The sequence below is a fragment of the Pseudomonas sp. 9_2_1 genome (genome assembly GCF_059295275.1).
On sequence record NZ_CM181239.1, the window covers coordinates 2,836,364 to 2,851,547 of the forward strand.

Genomic DNA, 15,184 nt, shown 5'->3' on the forward strand with positions numbered 1-15,184 from the left:
GCATGATGCAGCCATGCCCAAGCTCACCCGCCTGCACGCCGTGCGCCGATCATTTCCTACCCCACACCACCACATACTGTGGCTGCGCTACCGTGCCCCCTACCACTGGGCTTCGACCGTGGCATTCCTCGCCGCCCGCTGTATCCCTGGCATCGAAACCTGCCTCGACGGCACCTACAGCCGCTCGTTGGTGATTGCCGGTCAACACGCCGTGATGCACGCCACCCCTTTACCTGACCAACGCCTGCAGGTCCGCCTTGAAGGGGTGCCCTGCGCTGCGCTACCCGGCCTGATCGCCAGGCTTCGCCGGGTATTCAACCTTGACGCCGACCCTGTGCGCATCGCTGCCGAGCTATCTCGTGACCCACTGATGGCCCGGCTGCTGCAACAGCGTCCAGGCCTGCGTGTACCGCAAGGCTGGGACGCTTGCGAGCAGGCGATGCGCACGGTACTCGGGCAGCAGATCAGCGTCGCCGGCGCCATGACCCTGGCCGGCCGGCTGGTGCAACGCCACGGTGTCCCGCTGCGTCTCTCGGCGCCGGGGTTGAGCCACGTTTTCCCTGCTTTGTCAGTGCTGGCGGCTGCCCGGTTCGAGAACCTGGGCATGCCCAAGGCAAGGGCCGCCACCCTGGGCACGCTGGCCAATGCCTTGCTCGCCGAACCGGGCCTGTTGCGCACAGGGCAAGTGCTGGATGTGGTGCTGGGTAACCTCTGCAAGCTCAAAGGCATCGGCCCATGGAGTGCGCAGTACCTCGCCCTGCGCCAGGCCGGCGCTGCCGACGCGATGCCGCTGGGCGATGTGGCCCTGGTCAAGGCGTTGCGCTTGCTGGAGGGGGCTGATGCGCAATTGGCTGATCGGGCATTGGCATGGCGACCTTGGCGAGCCTATGCAGCCCAGCATCTGTGGGCGTCGTTGGCCACAGGCGAGACCGCTCGTCGTTAAGTGCGCGATTGCGATCGAACACCCCCAGTGTCTGCGGATCTTCCACTAAGGTGCTAGATGATTCCCCCGAAAGATCATTGCCCCGGCGCATGGACGCCTGCCCGGGCATGCGCAATATCAATTGGCGCCCTGCCTGACAAAGGTGTACTCAAACACAACAGGCCATCCCACAGAGAGGGTCGTACCATGTCGTTGATTGGAGTTTCGATGCTAGAGATGCGGCAAATGATCGAGCAGGCCTGCCTGCCCGACCGTTGTGAAGTCAGTTGCCCGGATGGCGCCAACCTGACTATCCGCCTGGGTCAGGGCCAGAGTCTCGAAGCAGGCGTGACCCTGAGCGGGGTCCCGCTGCACAACCTGAACAGTTGCCGGGACCTGGTCACGCTGGTGGCGCAGCTCCACGCGTTACGCGCGAGCCACCCGGTCCCCCTCAAGGCCATTGCCTGAGGGAGCCTGTGCCCCGGCCAGTCCAGGCTGGCCGGGGACATCTGGCCCCGCCTCAGACTGAACCTATAGCAACTCCAGCAGCAGGTTCATGCCGCCGTCTCCGCATTTACCCTTGTCGCGCACCACTCCCCGATAGCTGCGCCCGTCCCAGACGAAAGCCACGCTGTGAGCCCGCTCGACCTTGTCGGGCAGCGGCGGGCAGATATGCAGGCGCAACCCCGGCCGCCCTTTGAGGGTCAGGTCGGCCATCTGGCATTCGCACTCCACGCTCTGGGCCACAGGGCCAAACAGGGTGTCGCGCACGTAATCGAGTTGCAGCGAGGCGTTGGGCGAACGGCCGGGCATTTTCATGGGCGCGGCACTCCGTATTGAAGGTGTGAAGGGTAAGGCGGGTTAGGCATGGCAAGCTCCAGGCAAAGCTAAGGCGCGACAAGGTATTTGAAGCCTGCCTGGCGAAGATGTTCAACGTGTTTCAGCCACGGGTGCTGAACGGTGGGTTGCCTGCCAGCTTCAGCCACCGGCCTTGCGCAACGTCAGGTTGATACGCCGTTCACCCAGACGCGGGTGCACGCCGGGCTTGATCGGCAGCACGCCATGGAACCGCAAACGGTCTTCGCCACCCCAGACCAGCACATCGCCGTGGTTCAGCGGGATGCGCCGGGTCTTGTCGGCACGCTGCAGGCCACCAAACAGGAACACCGCCGGCAAGCCCAGCGATACCGACACGATGGGCTGGGCGAAGTCCTGCTCGTCGCGATCCTGGTGCAGGCTCAGGCGGGTGCCGGGCAGGTAGTGGTTGACCAGGCAGGCATCGGGCACAAAACCGTCAAAGCCGGCCATGGCTGCGGCGCGGGTTGCGAGGTTCAGCAGCAGCGCAGGCAGCGCGGGCCAAGGCTCGCCGCTGAGCGGGTCGCAACGGCTGTAGCGGTAGCCGTGTTCATCACTCACCCAACCCAGGGCACCACAGTTGGTCAGGCCCACCGCCATGCGCAGGCCGCCGGGGGTGGTCATGTGCCGGAACGGCGCGGCACGCAGCACCGGGCGCAGGGCGTCGAGCAGTGGCTCCATTTCGGCCAGGGCAAAGCCGGGTAGCAGCACGGTGTGGCTGGCCAGGCGTTGCGGCTGGGGGCCGAACAGATCGAGGTCGGACTGGATCATGGGGGAGGGTCAGGTCAGGTTTTGACCATTGTAATGTGCTTGGCAGGTCTGGCCTACTCGCGGGTGAACCCGCTCCCGCAGGTTCTGCACAGGCCTGAGGCAGTGGAGACCTATGGCAGCGGGCTCACCCGCGAACAGGCCGCGTAAAAAAACAAACAGGGCAGGAAAAAAAGGAACCGCGGCACCAGGGAGAGAAGCACCGCGGTTCAAGGGGGAGCCGTCTACTTCTGGGTCACAGTAGCCATGTTGGCGCTGCCCAGCTGGCTGATGGTGGCGGTTTGAGCCATACCGCTCTGGTCGACGAACGCCTTGTTGCCCTGGCCCCCTTGGGTCACGTAGGCGACGTTGATGCTGTCAGCCTGTTTGATGGTGGCTTCGTTGCCACTGCCATACAGCTGGTTGGTGTAGCTCTGGTTGCTGTAGCCGGACTGGTCCAGGGTGATGCTGTTGCCAGTGCCCTGGCTGTTGCCGTAGGCATAGTTGTCGGTACCACGCTGGTCGGCAATCAGGATGTTGTCGGTGCCGTTCTGCTCGAAGTACAACTCGTTGTTGCTGTCGGCCTGCTTGGTCTGCATCTGGTTGCCGGTGCCTTTCTGGTTCAGCGTGGCCACGTGGTTTTCACCATTCTGGGTCAGGTTGACGCCGTTGCCGGTACCGTTCTGGTTGATGGTGGCGGTCTGGTTGGCGCCGAACTGGCCGCCCATCTTGGCGCCTTTCCAGTTGCTGGCGGTGATGGTGTTGCCGTTGCCCTTGGTGTTGATGGTAAGGCTGAGGTTTTCGCCGTTCTGGTAGGTGTAGTGCAGGTTGTTGTTACCGGTCTGGGTAATGGTAGTGTTCGAATTGTTGGTTTCGAACTGATCCGACCAGCTGGCGTTGGCACGGCCCTGCTGTGACAGGCTGACCTTGTTGTCAGCGCCGAAGCTCTGGTCGATATAGGCTTCGTTGAGCTGCCCGGTCTGGGTGACGGCGGCTTGGCTGCCGATCTGCGTGTCCTGCCACACTTCCGCCGAGTTGCCGGTGCCGTATTGACCAATGCCGATGGTGCCGCCAGTACCGTCGCGCTGGTCGCCATAGGCCCAGTTTTCGCGGCCGTCCTGGTAGATCTGGACATCGCCATCGATGTGGTTCAGGTGCTCGGCGGCGGCGTAGTTGTCCTGGCCGGTCTGGGTCACCGTGCTGCGGTTGTTGCTGCCGCCGAAAGTCTGCTCGATGAAGGCTTCGTTGCGCTGGCCGGACTGCGAGGTGGTGGCCTTGCTGCCTTCCTGAGTGTCCTGCCACACGGTCGAGACGTTTCCGGTGCCTTGCTGGGTTTGCAGGGCCTCGTTGTTGTTGCCCAGCGACTGGCTGGCGAAGGCATCGTTGGTGGTGCCGCCGGCCTGCTGGGTGATCTGGCTGCCGTTCTCGAACAGTTGCTCGGCGTAGCCGGCGTTGAGCGAGCCGGTGGCGCTTTGCTTGATGTCGCTGGTGCTCTCGGTCTGCACCGCCAGGTGGTTGTGGCCCTTGCCGGTCTGGTTCTGGGTGGCCGAGGCGAAGGATGCGGCAGTCTGGCTGACTTCGGCGATGTTTTCCTTGCCGTCCTGGGTCTGGGACGAGGTGCTGTCAGCAGCCATGGCCTGACCTGCGAGGGCCAGGACGATAGCGGCACTTAAGGGAGCGAGCTTGTACATGGTGGTGCCTCCAGGTCTATCGGTATTGGGTGATCTGAACATGCTGGCCATTGCCTGCCTGGGTCACGGAGCTGTTGAGGCCCGTGCCGGACTGCACGATGCTGGCGCTGTTGTCGTTGCCGATCTGTTCGATGGCTGCGCTATTGCTGCTGCCGCTCTGGCGGATCGACGCGCTGTTGCCATTGCCCTGCTGGCTGATGCTGGCCATCAGGTCACTGCCTTCTTGCAGGATGTACGCCTCCTGCGCGCCACCGGTCTGGACGATGCGGCCCAGCAGGGCCTGGCCGTTCTGGTCGAGGGCGGCGCGGTTGCCCGACCCTTGCTGCTCGATCACCGCCGCCTGACCGGCGCCGACCGGCAGCAGGCGGATGATCACTGGGTCACCCAGGTCATTGCCGGGTGCGAGGTCGGCATTGTCCATCAGGTCTTCGGCCCAACTGGCCTGGCCCGCCAGGGCCAGGCTGAGCAGCAGTGGATACAGGCGTTTCATGGCGTTACTCCGGCCGTTACTGCACAACCACGTTGACGGTGCGCGTGGTACCCGGGCTGGTGGTGATGGTCGCCGTCGGCGCGGCGGTCGGGATCAAGGTGGTGCTGTTGCTCACTGCCAGGCGCCAGCGGCCGGTCACCGGTACGGTGGCGGTGCCCAAGGTCTGCACGCCTGTGGTGGTGGTGACGCGCACCGTCACGACGTTGCCGGTGGTCACCGACGAGGTACCGCTGATGTCCCAGTTGAAGCGGTTGTTGGAGCGCGCCGTGACCGTGGCGGCCGTGACTGTGAAGGTCTCGGCAGCCGGACGTGGCGACACGTTGACGGTGACGGTGCCCGCGTTGGATAGCGCCCCCAGCGAGTCACGCGCCTGGTAGGTGAAGGTGGTGGTGAAGGCTGCGGTTACCGTAGCCGGTGGCGTGTAGGTCACGGTGGTGCCGTCGGTGCTCACCGTACCCCGGCCGGCAGCCGGCTGGGTAACGGCGGCCACGGCCAGCGGCAGGTTGCCTTCCGGGTCGGTGTCATTGGCCAGTACGTTGATGGTCAACGGCACGCCCAGGGTGGCGACGGTTTCCGGGACGGCAGTGGGTGCCTGGTTAGGCGCGACGTTGACGGTGACCGTGGCCGGTTCCGACTTCAGGCCCTTGGCGTCTGTTGCCCGGTAGCTGAAGCTGGCCACCAGCGGTTGCGTGGCGCCGACTGGCGGGGTGTAGGTGACCGAGGTGGTACCGTTCAGCACCACGCCGCCCAGGCCGGTACCGGGTTGGGTGAGGTCGCTGATGGTCAGCGGCACGTTGCCGTCCGGGTCGCTGTCGTTCAGCAGCAGGTTGAGGGTGATCGGGATACCGACACTGGTGCTGCCGACATCGGCCTGGGCCAGCGGTGGCTGGTTGGCCGCCTCGACCGGGGCGTTGCCGACCACGATCACCGGCTCGACATCGCTGCCGCCATGGGCAGACTTGACGGTGACGGTGGCTGGCGGCTGCAACACATCGTTGACGGTCAGGCTTTGCAGCGTGCCCGATTTCGACATGCGGCCATAGCCTTGGGCAAGCAGGTCGGGGATCGCCACCTCGTCGCTGGATGCGGCTTCGATCAGCAGGCGTTTATTGGCCCAGTCATAACGTGCGGTGCTGACCTGGACCACGTCGGTCAGCTTGCTCGACAACGCGGTAGGCTGGGTGCCGCCGGCCGCGTTGCTGGCGGTGACCACCACCACTGCAGGCTGCACGGCCTGGCTGAACTGCTGGCTGAAGAACAAGCCGTTGTTGTCCGCAGTCAGGGTGAACTGGCACGGCGACGGCGGTGTGCCGATCAGTGCCAGGCCATTGCGCATGCACAGGCTGGCCTCTTTGGGGGCCTTGGCGAACACCTCTACCCGGGTGCCGCTGCCGTTACGCGAGTAGGTGGCGCGCTCCAGGGTGACCGGGGTTTGCGCACGCTGGTCCAATACTTTGCCCGAGACGGTGAATACGGCGGTCTCGATGCGCCCGGGTGGGCCGTCGATACGGATGAAGTTGGTGTCGAACGGGCTGCCGACCACGGCCTCCGGGCGGTTGGGGTCGCCGATGAAGGTTTCGGTCGCGCCGGTGTCCGGGTTGACCTCGGTGTAAGGCCCGCCAGCCCCGCGCAGCCATGGCCCGAGCGCGCCGTTGAGTGCGCCGCGGAAGTTGCCTGGTGCGCCGATGCCGATGTCACGGGTGATGTTGATCGCGCGTCGACCGGGTGTGGTGACATTGACGGTTTCGACACCGTAGGGGTGGGTGATGGTGTAGACACCTGCACGCGGTACCGAGACGCGGATACGAATGCGCGCAAAGCTCTGCTGGTCGCCGTCAACCGGGTTTTCGGCAGCGAACGCCGCTTCCAGGCCGGCGACGTAGGCATCGAGCTCGTAACCGCTGTTACCGACTGCAGGGATGGTGGCTTCGGCCAGGAACCAGAACATCTCCGGCGGCCAGTTGTCGGGGAACACCAGCGGCAAGGCGTCGTCGTAGATACCCGGTTCCGGTAACAGGGTGCACATGTACGAAGGTGCGGCCGGGGTACCGGGCACCCGGGTACTGGTCGCCCGGGACTGGCACAGCTCCAGGGACTGGTCGAGGCCGTCCTTGTACCACATCGGGTAACCACCGGTGGCGAAGGTGTATGGCCCCGGGTCGACATCAGACAGCGCGGCAAACGCGGCGCTGGTAACGGTGAGGGAGAAACCGGCGGCCAACAGCGCACGGCGCGACCAAGTGTTCATGCTGCCTCCTTGAAGGCTGAGCCTTTGTCTGTTCATGGCACCAGCACCACGTCTTCGGTATCGCTACCGCCATTGGCGCTGGTGACCTGCACCTTGGCCGGCGGGATCGGCGACAGCGACATGCTTAGTGTCTTGACGGCGCCGTTGCCGCTCAGGGCGCCGATCAACGTACCGTTGCCGGTATGCGCGGTGAGCACAGGCGGGGAGGTCTCGTCGCTGGTGCTGGCCACCAGGGTCAGTTCGCCGGTAGACAAGCGGTACTGCGCCTGGGTGATGGTGACCAGGTCGGTCAGCGGCAGGTTGCTGGTGGTCAGGCTGCTGGTGGGGATTGCCACGCTGTTGTCGGCAGTCAGCGTGACGATGGTGCCGGCAGCCGGGTTGAGCGCCGACTGGGCGTACCAGGCCCCGGTGCCATTGGCTTCGGTCAGGTTCAGGTTGGGCGTCTGGCTGGTCAGCGTAACGCTGGCCGGTGGCGGTGGGGCCATCACGAAGATGTCCTGCTGGGCACGCAGGTCGCCGTTCTCGGTATGCCGCGAGTAGGTGCTGCGTTGTGGCATCAGCGGGGTCGGCAGGGCGACTGTCGAGAGTTTGCCGGAAATCGAGAACAGCTCGGTGCGCAGGTCGATGCCGCCCGGGCCCTCGATGCGCACATAGTTGGTATTGAAGGGGCTGCCAGTGACCTGTTCATCCAGGTTCGGGTCGCCGATGAAGCGCTCGCTGCCCTCGGTGTAGGGGCCGTTGACGCTGCGCAGGAACGGCCCGACATCACCCTTCAACGCGCCGGAGAAGTCGCCGGCGCCGGCAATGCCGATGTCGCGGGTCATGTTGATTGCCCGGCGCCCGGCGGCCGGTACATCGAAGACTTCGACGCCGTAGGGGTGGGTGACCACATAGGTGCCGGCGGTTGGCACGTCGACCCGGATGCGCACCCGGGCAAAGCTGACCTGGTCGCCCTCCACCGGCTCTTCGGCGGCGAACGCCGCTTCGATCGCCGTACCGTAGCTCAGGTCGATACCGCGGGCGGCGTCGACGATGGCGGCGTCGGCGGTAAACCAGAACGCTTCGTCAGGAAAGTTGCTGGGGAAGGCGATGGGTTGGGTATCGTCGAACACGCCGGGGGTGGGCAGCAGCGTGCACATGTACGACGGCGCGCCGGGGGCGCCGGCCACGCGTGAGCTGACCGCCTTGGTCAGGCACAGGTCGAGGGTTCGACCGTGGCTGTCCTGGTACCAGGCGGGGAAGCCGCCGTTGGCGGGCACGTAGGCGCCTGGATCGACTGCGTTCAAGGCAGCCTGCGCCGGGAGCTGGAGCATGCCGGCGAAAATCGCCACTGCCAGCGGGTGGGGTATCGGTCGGTGCATGAGTCAATTCCTCCTGCAAACGGGCCCATGGACTTGGGGCGTCTGGGAGGAGATCGGCAATAGCTGTGCCAACACTTGAAAAATGCGTTGCAGGCCTTGTGGGGCAAGGCGTCCGGTTTTTTTACAGGGCCATCTTCGAAGTTTTGGCAGTGGGTCCGGTTGCCCCAAGGTTGGGGATTGGGGGCAGGGGGGCCGGGCCCATCACCGGGAGATCTGTGGGTCAGGCCCTGATACAGTCTGCGCTTCCATCCCCGACCCGAGCCCAGCAATGCAACCCCTCGACCCCCTGTCCCTGAACCTGTTCATCATCGTCTGCGAAGCGGGCACCATCGCCCGCGCCGGCGAGCGTGCGTTCATGGCGCCGTCTGCGGTCAGCAAACGCATCTCGGACATCGAGGCGCGCTTCGGCACCGCCTTGCTCACTCGCAGCAAGCGCGGTGTCGAGCCGACCCCGGCAGGCCTGGCTCTGTTGCGCCATGCGCGGGAAATGACCCGCGCCATGGAACGCCTGGACAGCGAGCTGAGCGAATACGCCGAAGGTGCGCGTGGTCATGTGCGGGTGCTGGCCAATGTGTCGTCGATCATGGAGTTCCTGCCCGAGGAACTGTCGGCGTTCATGCTGGAAAACCCGCTGATCCAGGCCGACATCGAAGAACGTTTCAGCCCCGACGTGGTACGAGGCGTGGCCGAAGGCAACGCAGACCTGGGCATATGTCGCAAATCCATGGCAACCGGCGACCTGGAGTTCGTGCCCTACCGGCAAGATCACCTGGCCGTGGTGGTCGGTGCGGACCACCCCTTGGCTACTCGCCAGCAGCTTGCCTTCGAAGAAACACTGGCGTACGAGCACTTGGGCCTGTCGACCTTCGCCACCCTGAACACCTTCATGCGCAAAAGGGCCGAACAGGCCGGTGGGGAGCTGCGTTTCCGCTCCTACGTATCGTCGTTCGACGCGGCATACCGCCTGGTGCAATTCGGCCTGGGCCTGGCCGTATTCCCGCAAGAGGCTGTGGGCCGGTATGCGACGTTGTTCGACCTGAAGGTGATTCCGCTGACCGACGACTGGGCGCTGGGCGAGTTCGTCATCTGCATGCGCGACCGGCACGCATTGTCCCTGTCGGCGCGGCGCCTGCTTGACCACTTGCTGCTGCGCGCACCGGCCTGGCAGGCGCCTGGCTGATCCATCGTGGCTGGCGATGGATCAGCCCGTGAAACACGTCTTTTCTGCTTGGCACCCAGCTTTTAGTCTGGCGCAACGCTTCAGACAGAGAGACCGTGATGACAACAATAACAATCAACGAAGTCGGCCTGCGTGATGGCTTGCAGAGCTTGCAAACGATTATGCCGACCGCTGCCAAACGCCGCTGGATCGACGCCGCCTACGCTGCCGGCGTGCGCCATATGGAAGTCGCCTCGTTCGTGCCGGCACGCCTGCTGCCGCAAATGGCCGACGCGCGCGAAGTGGTGGCCCACGCCCTCACATACCCCGATCTGCAAGTCACTGTGCTGGCGCCGAACCTGCGTGGCGCCAGGGACGCATTGGAATCGGGTGCGCAGCGCATCGTTGCCCCGGTGTCGGTGAGCATGGCCCACAGCCTGGCCAATGTGCGCCGCACACCCATGGAAATGGTCGAAGAACTGGGCCGCATGTGCCAACTGCGTTCCGAAATGGGCCTGCACGATGTGCAGCTAGTGGCTGGCATGTCGGTAGCCTTTGGTTGCACCCGCCAGGGTGAAGTGCCCTTGGCCGACCTCTGCGCGCTGACCCGCCAGGTCATCGAGGCGGGTTGTGACCTGGTCTCCCTGGGCGACACCACCGGCTACGCCAACCCCGGCCAGGTGGCAACCGTACTGCAGGCGGTGCGGGCAATTGCCGGCGAGCGGCTGAAGGCGGCGCACTTCCACGATACCCGCGGCCTGGCCCTCGCCAACAGCCTGGTGGCGGTGCAGCAGGGTATCGGCGAGCTGGATGCCTCGCTGGCCGGGCTGGGTGGCTGCCCGTTCGCCCCGGGCGCATCCGGCAACACCGTTACCGAGGACCTGGTGTTCATGCTGCAAAGCATGGGCTACGACACTGGCATCGACCTGCCTGCGCTGATCGCTTCGCGCCAGGTACTGACTGAAGCGCTGCCGGGCGAGCCTCTCTACGGGTGTATTGCCCGCGCCGGTTTGCCGCTTGGCTTTGCCCACCCTTCGCCGCACACCGAACAGCACGCCTGACCTGCCTGAACGAGGAGCACCACGATGTCCAGACTTCCCTTGGACGGCATCCGTGTCGTCGAAATTTCACACATGGTCATGGGCCCGACCTGCGGCATGATTCTCGGTGACCTGGGTGCCGAAGTGATCAAGATCGAACCGGTGCGCGGTGACGGCACGCGCCGCTTGCTGGGTGCGGGGGCGGGTTTTTTTCGTACCTTCAACCGCAACAAGCAGTGCATCGCCGTCGATGTCGAAACCCCTGAGGGCCGCGAGGCGGTCCTGCAGCTGATCGACACCGCCGACGTGTTCATCGAAAACTTCAAGCCCGGCCGGATGCACAAGCTGGGGTTCGGCTACCCCGCGCTGCGTCAGCGCAACCCCCGGCTGGTCTATGCATCGCACAAGGGCTTCCTCAGCGGGCCCTACGACAACCGCCTGGCGCTGGACGAGGTGGTGCAGATGATGGCGGGCCTGGCTTACATGACCGGGCCAGTGGGCCGCCCGTTGCGTGCGGGCAGCTCGGTCAACGACATCATGGGCGGCATGTTCGGGGCCATTGGCGTGCTGGCGGCGCTCAATGAGCGCCACACCACCGGCAGTGGCCGCGAAGTGCAAAGCGCCCTGTACGAGAACTGCGTACTGCTGGCAGCCCAGCACATGCAGCAGTACGTGGTCACCGGCGAGGCGGCAGCGCCGATGCCCAACCGCATCAGTGCCTGGGCCATCTATGACGTGTTCACCTTCGCCGGCGGCGAGCAGATGTTCGTGGCGGCTACCGGTGAAGGGCAGTGGCGGGCGTTGTGCCAGGTACTGGGGCAGGCAGCTTTGCTCGATGACCCGACGCTGGCCAGCAACAACGACCGCGTGTTGCAGCGGCCACGTCTGCTGGCGCACCTGGCCGAAGTGTTCACGCTACTCGACGCAGGGCAACTGGCGCTGCAACTGGAAGCCAACGGCATTCCCTTCGCGCCGATTCGCCGGCCTGAAGAACTGTTCGATGACCCGCACCTGCAGCAGAGTGGCGGCATGGCCGAGCTTCAGCTCGAAGACGGCAGCCACACACCGATGCCGTTGCTGCCACTGTCGCTGGACGGCCAGCGCCTGCAGCCACGCCGGGCGATTGCACGGATTGGCGAGCATACACGCAAGGTGATGCGTGAGCTGGGCTACAGCGATGCGCACATTGCCGAGCTTTGCGCGGCGGGCGTACTGAAAACCGACGACGCAGCCTGAGGACGAGTTGAAATGGCGATCTATCAATACGACACCCGCACGCCCAACCTTCACCCGGAAACCTTCGTTGCCGAAGATGCCACGGTGATCGGCGACGTTACGCTCGAACAAGGCGTCAGTGTATGGCCGCAGGCCGTGCTGCGCGGGGACAATGAACCCATCCATATCGGCCAGCACAGCAACGTACAGGAAGGTGCGGTGCTGCATGCCGACCCTGGCTTTGCGCTCACCGTCGGGCGCGGCGTGACTATCGGGCACCAGGCCATGCTGCATGGCTGCACTATCGGTGACGGCGCGCTGATCGGCATTCAGGCGGTGGTGCTCAATGGCGCGGTCATCGGTAACAACTGCCTGGTCGGTGCCGGCGCTATCGTCACCGAGGGCAAGGTGTTCCCTGACAATTCACTGATCCTCGGGGCGCCGGCCAAAGTGGTGCGCGAGCTGACGCCAGAAGCCATCGCCAGCATGCAGCGCAATGCCGCCGAGTATGTCGGCAAAGGCCAGGCGTTCAAGGAGAAGCTGGTCCGAATCCGCTGAAAACCCTGCAGGCGGCGCCCCCGGAGGTGCTGCTGCTCTCCAATAATTACAACAATGGAGATCCACCATGGTTGCCATGACCGGCGAACTCGCGCGTGAGCGCAACGACAGCCACATCGACGAATTGCTGCTGTACCGCCGCGTGGCCTGGCGCATCATGCCGCTGGCCATCATCTGCTTCCTGTTCTCGTACTTCGACCGCATCAACATCAGTTTCGCCAAGGCTCAGATGCAGCAGGAACTGGGCTTGAGCGATGCCGCCTACGGCCTGGCCGCGAGCATGTTCTTCGTCGGCTACGTGCTGTTCGAAGTGCCCAGCAGCTTTGGCCTGAAGCGCTACGGAGCACCGGCGTGGATCTGCCGGATCATGGTGTCGTGGGGCTTGGCCACGGCTGCGCTGGTGTTCGCCTATACCCAGTACACGCTGTACTTCCTGCGGTTTCTGATCGGCGTGATGGAGGCCGGATTCGGCCCGGCGATCCTGTTCTACCTGGCGTGCTGGTTTCCCCGCAAACACCTGGCAAAAATGAATGGCCTGTGGTTCCTGGCGGTGCCGTTGGCCGGGGCTGTCGGTGGGCCTGCAGCGGGCTTCCTGCTGGGCACCATGGACGGCGTGCTGGGCCTGGCCGGCTGGCACTGGTTGTTCCTGATGTCCGGCCTGCCGTGCGTGGTGCTGGGCGTACTGGTGCTGTGGAAGCTGGACCGTGATATCGAATCGGCGAAGTGGCTGAGCCGCGAAGAAAAGGACCTGCTGGTACAGAATCTGGCCGAGGACAAACGCACTGCAAAGCCGATTCTCGGCTCGCTGTGGCGGGTGTTGCTGACCCGTGAGGTGGCGATCATGGCGTTCATCTACTACGTGGTCAAAACCGCCTCCTATGGGCTGAATTTCTGGATGCCGCACCTGATCAAGTCTTCGGGTGTGCAGGACATGCTCTGGGTTGGCGTGCTGTCGGCACTGCCCTACGCAGTAGCCTGCGTCGGCATGGTGCTGCTCACCCGCCGCTCCGACCGCACCGGCGAGCGCAAGCGCTACCTGGTGTACTGCCTGCTGGCAGCGGCAGCGGGTTATCTGCTGGCATGCCTGTTTTCCGGTTCGTCCGTGGCGATGATGGCCGCACTGGTGCTGGCTACTGCTGGCACGTTCATCGCCATCCCGATCTTCTGGACCATTCCGCAGTCGAGCTTCTCGGGGCTGGCGATTGCCACCGGCACTGCGGCAATCAACTCGGTCGGGCAACTGAGCGGCATTGTCGCGCCGGTGATGGTGGGCAAGATCAATGACCTTACCGGCAGCACCTACATGGGCATGCTGTCGATCGCGCCGCTGATCCTGATCGCCTGCCTGGTGGTGATGCGCTACGTGCGCAACCCCAGAAGCTGAGTGGCGCTGAGTCTTCGAACAACAACAAGAAAAAGGCACATCCCATGATCGTTATTTCCCGGCGGGCATCGCTGATGCTCGCGGCGCTTTGCTGCACCTGCCAAACCGTCCACGCTGCGTTCATGGGGGACGGCAGCGGCAGCCTGGAACTGCGCAACTTCTATTTCGACCGCGACTTTCACGGCGACAGCGCCGCGCAATCCCGGCGTGGTGAATGGGCCCAGGGCTTGATGCTGCGCTTGCAGTCGGGTTACACCGAAGGCGTGCTCGGCTTCGGCCTGGATGCAGCGGGCATGCTCGGGGTAAAGCTGGATTCGTCGCCCGACCGTAGCGGCACCGGATTGCTGCCCAGGGGCAGTGACAGGCGCGCTGCAGACGAATACGCCAAAGCCGTCGCCACTTTCAAAGCCCGGTTGGCGCATACCGAGCTGAAGGTCGGCGGCCTGAGCCCGCAGTTGCCGTTACTGGCGTCCAATAACAGCCGACTGTTTCCCCAGTGGTTCAACGGTGCGCAACTGGTGAGCAAGGACCTGGACCGGTTCACATTCACCTTTCTGCAGGTGGATGGCACCAAGCTTCGCGACTCCACTGACTATGAGGACCTGACTGCAATGGCACAGCAGGGCGCCTATTCGGCAACCGTTACCAGTGATCGGCTGTACTACGCCGGGGTCGATTATCAACCCCTGGCGAATCTGACCCTGAGCGTGCATACCAGTGAACTTGAAGATCTGTTCCACCGTGATTTCGCCGGATTGCGGTTCAAGACCGGCCTGGGGCCTGGCGAGGTTTTCACCGAATGGCGATGGTTCGATGCGCGCGATCAGGGCCGGGCGCTGCTGGGTGAGGTCGACAACCGGACCCTCAGCACCAACTTCGGCTACAGCGTCCGCGGGCACACGTTGAGTGGGGGTTATCAGAAAGGCCGTGGCGATACGGCGTATGCCTACGTCGGGGGGACCGATACCTACCTGTTCAGCGAGCAGCAGGTCAGCACGTTCGCGCTGGCCAACGAGCGGGCGTGGATGGTGCGTTACGACTACAACTTCGCGGCGCTAGGCATCCCGGGGCTCACTTTCAACGTGCGCTATGTGACGGGTGACCAGGTCGACCCACAGCGCATTGCCAGCGCCAAGGGCAGGGCGCTGGCGGCCCGCGGTGGCGAAGGCCGGGAGTGGGAGCGGACCACGGATATCACCTATGTGGTGCAGTCAGGTCTACTCAGGAATGTATCGCTGCGCTGGCGCAACGCGAGCATGCGCTCGAACTTTGCCGATGCGGCGGACGAGAACCGGGTGATTGTGGGGTATACGTTAGGGTTCTGAGACAGGTGCAGTCCGGTGGCAGCCTGCGCAAGCCGTGAAACGGTGGAATTGCCGAGAACGCCATGCTGCATAGTTGCCACTCCATTTTGCTCGCTGGATACGAGAGCGGGGGCACTGTAGGCAGCGGGATGTTGATACACAGTGAGCTGCATGTGAAAAAACCTTGGCCCGACAGCTTCCCTGAACGTT

Annotated in this window: 14 protein-coding genes; 8 read left to right on the forward strand and 6 right to left on the reverse strand. The window is 64.3% G+C overall.

The features are described from left to right. Positions 1-13: 13 nt before the first annotated feature. Together AC5O5I_RS12720 and AC5O5I_RS12725 are read left to right on the forward strand one after the other, a co-directional pair. Positions 14-943 (forward strand): DNA-3-methyladenine glycosylase family protein, encoded by a 930-nt coding sequence (locus AC5O5I_RS12720; RefSeq protein ID WP_494512670.1) that lies wholly within the window; start codon positions 14-16, stop codon positions 941-943. Positions 944-1,129: 186 nt separating this feature from the next. Beyond that, the gene (locus tag AC5O5I_RS12725; RefSeq protein WP_172231153.1) at positions 1,130-1,390 is read left to right on the forward strand and encodes a DUF1652 domain-containing protein; all 261 of its coding nucleotides are present in this window, start codon (positions 1,130-1,132) and stop codon (positions 1,388-1,390) included. A gap of 63 nt (positions 1,391-1,453) precedes the next feature. Here AC5O5I_RS12725 and AC5O5I_RS12730 read toward each other — a convergent pair whose 3' ends face one another. The 6 genes from AC5O5I_RS12730 to AC5O5I_RS12755 form a co-directional block, all read right to left on the reverse strand. Next, entirely contained in the window at positions 1,454-1,741 is a 288-nt protein-coding gene (locus AC5O5I_RS12730) for a hypothetical protein (protein WP_172231156.1), read from the reverse strand. A gap of 159 nt (positions 1,742-1,900) precedes the next feature. After that, complete coding sequence (gene alkB, locus AC5O5I_RS12735) at positions 1,901-2,548, reverse strand: DNA oxidative demethylase AlkB (protein WP_172231159.1); 648 nt, start codon at positions 2,546-2,548, stop codon at positions 1,901-1,903. 221 nt (positions 2,549-2,769) lie between these two features. Next, positions 2,770-4,215 (reverse strand): curlin, encoded by a 1,446-nt coding sequence (locus AC5O5I_RS12740; RefSeq protein ID WP_494512671.1) that lies wholly within the window; start codon positions 4,213-4,215, stop codon positions 2,770-2,772. Between the two features lie 16 nt (positions 4,216-4,231). Then, positions 4,232-4,705 carry a curlin gene (locus AC5O5I_RS12745; RefSeq protein WP_172286815.1) on the reverse strand — a complete coding sequence of 158 codons (474 nt, stop codon included), beginning with the start codon at positions 4,703-4,705 and terminating at the stop codon, positions 4,232-4,234. Between the two features lie 16 nt (positions 4,706-4,721). Next, positions 4,722-6,953, reverse strand: coding sequence for an Ig-like domain-containing protein (locus AC5O5I_RS12750; RefSeq protein WP_172286816.1), 2,232 nt, complete (start codon positions 6,951-6,953; stop codon positions 4,722-4,724). Positions 6,954-6,985: 32 nt separating this feature from the next. Next, complete coding sequence (locus AC5O5I_RS12755; RefSeq protein ID WP_172286817.1) at positions 6,986-8,314, reverse strand: hypothetical protein; 1,329 nt, start codon at positions 8,312-8,314, stop codon at positions 6,986-6,988. Between the two features lie 268 nt (positions 8,315-8,582). Between AC5O5I_RS12755 and AC5O5I_RS12760 the strand changes: the two genes are divergently transcribed. The 6 genes from AC5O5I_RS12760 (at position 8,583) to AC5O5I_RS12785 (ending at position 14,995) form a co-directional block, all read left to right on the forward strand. Further along, positions 8,583-9,494 carry a LysR family transcriptional regulator gene (locus AC5O5I_RS12760; RefSeq protein ID WP_494512672.1) on the forward strand — a complete coding sequence of 304 codons (912 nt, stop codon included), beginning with the start codon at positions 8,583-8,585 and terminating at the stop codon, positions 9,492-9,494. A gap of 98 nt (positions 9,495-9,592) precedes the next feature. Beyond that, positions 9,593-10,534: a hydroxymethylglutaryl-CoA lyase gene (locus tag AC5O5I_RS12765; protein ID WP_172288450.1), complete on the forward strand. Its 942-nt coding sequence runs from the start codon at positions 9,593-9,595 to the stop codon at positions 10,532-10,534. 24 nt (positions 10,535-10,558) lie between these two features. Then, positions 10,559-11,749 (forward strand): CaiB/BaiF CoA transferase family protein, encoded by a 1,191-nt coding sequence (locus tag AC5O5I_RS12770; RefSeq protein WP_494512673.1) that lies wholly within the window; start codon positions 10,559-10,561, stop codon positions 11,747-11,749. A 12-nt stretch (positions 11,750-11,761) separates the two neighbouring features. Further along, complete coding sequence (locus AC5O5I_RS12775) at positions 11,762-12,286, forward strand: gamma carbonic anhydrase family protein (protein ID WP_172288454.1); 525 nt, start codon at positions 11,762-11,764, stop codon at positions 12,284-12,286. A gap of 67 nt (positions 12,287-12,353) precedes the next feature. Beyond that, positions 12,354-13,670, forward strand: a complete 1,317-nt coding sequence (locus AC5O5I_RS12780; RefSeq protein ID WP_494512674.1) for an MFS transporter — start codon at positions 12,354-12,356, stop codon at positions 13,668-13,670. Between the two features lie 44 nt (positions 13,671-13,714). Continuing rightward, the gene (locus tag AC5O5I_RS12785) at positions 13,715-14,995 is read left to right on the forward strand and encodes an OprD family porin (protein WP_494512675.1); all 1,281 of its coding nucleotides are present in this window, start codon (positions 13,715-13,717) and stop codon (positions 14,993-14,995) included. Positions 14,996-15,184: the final 189 nt, after the last annotated feature.

What these genes read in the sequence shown, in the direction of transcription:
- AC5O5I_RS12720 (WP_494512670.1), top strand. Translation starts at nt 14, where the DNA reads ATGCCCAAGCTCACCCGCCTGCACGCCGTGCGCCGATCATTTCCTACC.
- AC5O5I_RS12775 (WP_172288454.1), top strand. Translation starts at nt 11,762, where the DNA reads ATGGCGATCTATCAATACGACACCCGCACGCCCAACCTTCACCCGGAA.
- AC5O5I_RS12780 (WP_494512674.1), top strand. Translation starts at nt 12,354, where the DNA reads ATGGTTGCCATGACCGGCGAACTCGCGCGTGAGCGCAACGACAGCCAC.
- alkB (WP_172231159.1), bottom strand. Translation starts at nt 2,548, where the DNA reads ATGATCCAGTCCGACCTCGATCTGTTCGGCCCCCAGCCGCAACGCCTG.
- AC5O5I_RS12750 (WP_172286816.1), bottom strand. Translation starts at nt 6,953, where the DNA reads ATGAACACTTGGTCGCGCCGTGCGCTGTTGGCCGCCGGTTTCTCCCTC.
- AC5O5I_RS12760 (WP_494512672.1), top strand. Translation starts at nt 8,583, where the DNA reads ATGCAACCCCTCGACCCCCTGTCCCTGAACCTGTTCATCATCGTCTGC.
- AC5O5I_RS12770 (WP_494512673.1), top strand. Translation starts at nt 10,559, where the DNA reads ATGTCCAGACTTCCCTTGGACGGCATCCGTGTCGTCGAAATTTCACAC.
- AC5O5I_RS12765 (WP_172288450.1), top strand. Translation starts at nt 9,593, where the DNA reads ATGACAACAATAACAATCAACGAAGTCGGCCTGCGTGATGGCTTGCAG.
- AC5O5I_RS12785 (WP_494512675.1), top strand. Translation starts at nt 13,715, where the DNA reads ATGATCGTTATTTCCCGGCGGGCATCGCTGATGCTCGCGGCGCTTTGC.
- AC5O5I_RS12730 (WP_172231156.1), bottom strand. Translation starts at nt 1,741, where the DNA reads ATGAAAATGCCCGGCCGTTCGCCCAACGCCTCGCTGCAACTCGATTAC.
- AC5O5I_RS12755 (WP_172286817.1), bottom strand. Translation starts at nt 8,314, where the DNA reads ATGCACCGACCGATACCCCACCCGCTGGCAGTGGCGATTTTCGCCGGC.
- AC5O5I_RS12745 (WP_172286815.1), bottom strand. Translation starts at nt 4,705, where the DNA reads ATGAAACGCCTGTATCCACTGCTGCTCAGCCTGGCCCTGGCGGGCCAG.
- AC5O5I_RS12725 (WP_172231153.1), top strand. Translation starts at nt 1,130, where the DNA reads ATGTCGTTGATTGGAGTTTCGATGCTAGAGATGCGGCAAATGATCGAG.
- AC5O5I_RS12740 (WP_494512671.1), bottom strand. Translation starts at nt 4,215, where the DNA reads ATGTACAAGCTCGCTCCCTTAAGTGCCGCTATCGTCCTGGCCCTCGCA.